This is a genomic window from Chitinophaga sp. (genome assembly GCF_035564935.1).
Classification (GTDB): Bacteria; Bacteroidota; Bacteroidia; order Chitinophagales; family Chitinophagaceae; genus Chitinophaga.
Genome location: NZ_DATMTE010000263.1, coordinates 1 through 2,925, shown reverse-complemented (window position 1 = coordinate 2,925; position 2,925 = coordinate 1). Strand labels below are relative to the sequence as shown.

2 protein-coding genes and 3 pseudogenes are annotated in these 2,925 nt (G+C 45.7%); all 5 read left to right on the top strand.

All coding sequences use genetic code 11. The features are described 5' to 3' along the window. Nucleotides 1-428 (top strand): annotated as a pseudogene (locus tag VN105_RS06970) (hypothetical protein); the annotation flags it as partial. Nucleotides 429-818: 390 nt separating this feature from the next. Beyond that, a pseudogene (locus VN105_RS06965) lies at nucleotides 819-1,061 on the top strand (hypothetical protein); the annotation flags it as partial. A 58-nt stretch (nucleotides 1,062-1,119) separates the two neighbouring features. Continuing rightward, entirely contained in the window at nucleotides 1,120-1,551 is a 432-nt protein-coding gene (locus tag VN105_RS06960; protein WP_325639263.1) for a hypothetical protein, read from the top strand. Nucleotides 1,552-1,684: 133 nt separating this feature from the next. Next, a pseudogene (locus VN105_RS06955) lies at nucleotides 1,685-2,248 on the top strand (S41 family peptidase); the annotation flags it as partial. A 43-nt stretch (nucleotides 2,249-2,291) separates the two neighbouring features. Continuing rightward, a partial coding sequence (locus VN105_RS06950; protein ID WP_325639261.1) for an enoyl-CoA hydratase/isomerase family protein occupies nucleotides 2,292-2,925 on the top strand: 634 nt, incomplete at its 3' end.

The following is a 2,925-nucleotide window of genomic DNA, read 5'->3' as shown; positions in this document are numbered from 1 at the left end:
GCGTTCCGCTGGGTATTAAGGTGGGGGATCTTTCTTCCGGTAGCTTATTCTTTTTTGCCGGCGGCGAAATAGATATGGCTGTTAACTATAAGGAGAAGCAATTTGTTGATGGTGATAAGGTCCATAAATTTAATGAATGGTTCAGCGACCGTACACCCCTGCTGATGCCTTCCTTCTTTGCAGGATTCCGCTTTAATCCCGGTTTTGGATTGAAGGTGCAGTACTACCCGCAGAATTTCTTCAACAAAGATTTTAAAACGAAAGATAAAGACGGGAACTCCGTTTATCCTTACAAAAATTTAGAGGCCAACCTGATGTTTGTTACCTTCAGCTATAACTTCAGCGGCATCGACTATTTTAAAGTAAAGAAAAAAAGACACTATATGAAGATGAAAAGTGGCAAAGCAGAGTTTGAAGTGAACTATTAAGAAATATACCCGTTACTTTTGGCAAACCGGAACTAATTGCAAAATTAGTTCCGGTTTTTTTTTGTCGACAGCAGTTATCACCAAAATGAAAACCATATGAAACGGAAACTATGCTTATTCATTGCGCTACTCCTATGCGGCGTATACAGCGCCCATGCCTAGTTTGAAGCCGGGATCTCAGGTGGCTGCAACCGGAATTGCCTGCATACCAGTACCGGGTACAGGATTATACAAAATATGATGACCTCAGTGGTTTTGTAGTTGGGATTTCTATTGCGGCTGTATCAAAGGCGCAATAGCCAATGTTTTTAACGAAGAACCGGACATCCCGGACATGAGCAGGGGTACGACTATTTACAGTTTAACGGAGCGTACAGGTATAGCGGGAAGTATACGTTCGACAGTCGCCGCGACCGCCGCATGGAATTTGGACTGCTGGCCGGCGCCGGCGTGGAATACTGGCTGCAGCAGAAATACCGTTTCTTTATTGAAGCCCGTTATTATTATGGTTTATCGGATCAGCAGAAAAATTATATGATCAACCAGATCCCGCGTTACAACGATACTTACGTGATCGAGGCCGGCTGCATGTTCAATATCAGGAACATCTTCCATGGCTCTTCTGCTCAATAGAATTTGTTAACAGCTAGTCTTACCGAGATGAAACATCTTCCTATATATTATTGCTCTGATGGCAGTATGCCTGTTCGCTGCCTGCCGCAAAAACTTACCCGGAATAAACGATCCTGCCAACACTATCTCCGGAAATTTCAGCGAAGTATTTGATTCTTACTGGAAGGGGATGAACAACAATTATGTTTTCTGGGATATAGATACTACTGATTGGGACAGGGTATACAAACAGTATAAACCACGGTTTGCAAAACTAAACCTGAACGATTCAACGGATGTAAGAAAAGGATATACTTATTTTAAGGAGATATCTGCCGGCCTGGTAGACCCGCACTACGATCTTACTTTCAATGATTCCTGGCTGCGGGATTCTTTCAGTATCAACCCGGCATGCCAACGGAAACTGGTCTGCCCCGATTATCATCCTCCTATCAGTATTTTCCACTTTTATGATAGTGTACCCCGTATTATCTTGATACAGGGGCGATAAGAGGTTTTACCAATGTGGGAACAACAGCGCAGTATGTGGCGGTTTCCGGTACTGTTAACTAGGATATCCTCTATTTCTTTTTCAGCGGGTTTCAACTGAAAACGCTCTACAACACAGATACAGCCAATGGTGTAAAAATGGTACTGATAAGCTGAAGAATACCACCAATATCAAAGGGATAATTATTGATGTGCGCGGCAATGGCGGTGGTGATCTGGCGGATCTTAATTTTTTACTGGGAAGAATGATCGGCAAGCAGCTGGATTTTGGTTATACCCGCTCCAAACAGGGTAACGGCCGGTTGGATTATTCGCCCTGGGCCCCGGCTTTTGTAGCGCCGCAGGCGGGAGTCCCTAATATTACCGCTCCCGTTGTGATGCTGGTTGATGCCTGGTTGGTAAGTATGGCTGAAATGACCACTATGGCTGTGAAATCATTACCCAACGGGCATTTTGTGGGTGAGCGTACCTGGGGCGCCAATGGCCCGCTGACGAAGAATATTTACTACAACGGCGGCCAGTTCTCCACCGATTATATTAACCTGGTTTACACTTCTTCACTGATGCTGAAATACCGGGATGGAAAGATCTGTGAAGGGGTGGGTTTTCCGCCGGATGTGGAGGTGAAATATGATGCAGCTTCCCTGGCAACGGGCCGGGATAAGCAACTGGAGGCGGCTATCGGGCTGATTCGTTAGGTTATTGAATATTGCTTAATATTGATGAACTAAAATTCGGCACATGTATCAGACGATAAGCACCCATCTGGAGAATAATATCCTGACAATTACCATCAACCGCCCGGAAAAGATGAATGCCCTCAACCAGCAGGTACTGGCAGATCTTGCATTGGCGGTAGATGAAGTATACAGCAACAAGCAAATCAAAGGAGCTATTATAACCGGCGCAGGTGAGAAGGCTTTTGTAGCCGGGGCAGATATCAGCGAGTTCCTGACGTTATCGGATAAACAGGGAGAAGAACTGGCCAAGAAAGGCCATGTGATCTTCAAACGTATAGAAAGCAGCCCTAAGCCCATCATAGCCGCTGTAAACGGGTTTGCATTGGGCGGGGGCTGTGAACTGGCCATGGCCTGTCATTTCCGGATTGCCAGCGAAAACGCAAAGTTTGGCCAACCGGAAGTAAACCTGGGGTTAATTCCCGGTTATGGCGGTACCCAGCGGCTTACCCAGCTGATTGGGAAAGGGAAAGCGCTTGAGCTTATGCTCACGGGAGATATGATCAATGCTGCTGAAGCACAGGCATGGGGACTGGTGAATCATGTTTTAAAGCCCGGAGAATTGCTGCCCAAAGCTATTTCTATCTTACAAAAAATACAGACCAAAGCACCGCTGGCAGTAGCGCGCGTAATTAAAT

What these genes read in the sequence shown, in the direction of transcription:
- VN105_RS06960 (WP_325639263.1), top strand. Translation starts at nt 1,120, where the DNA reads ATGGCAGTATGCCTGTTCGCTGCCTGCCGCAAAAACTTACCCGGAATA.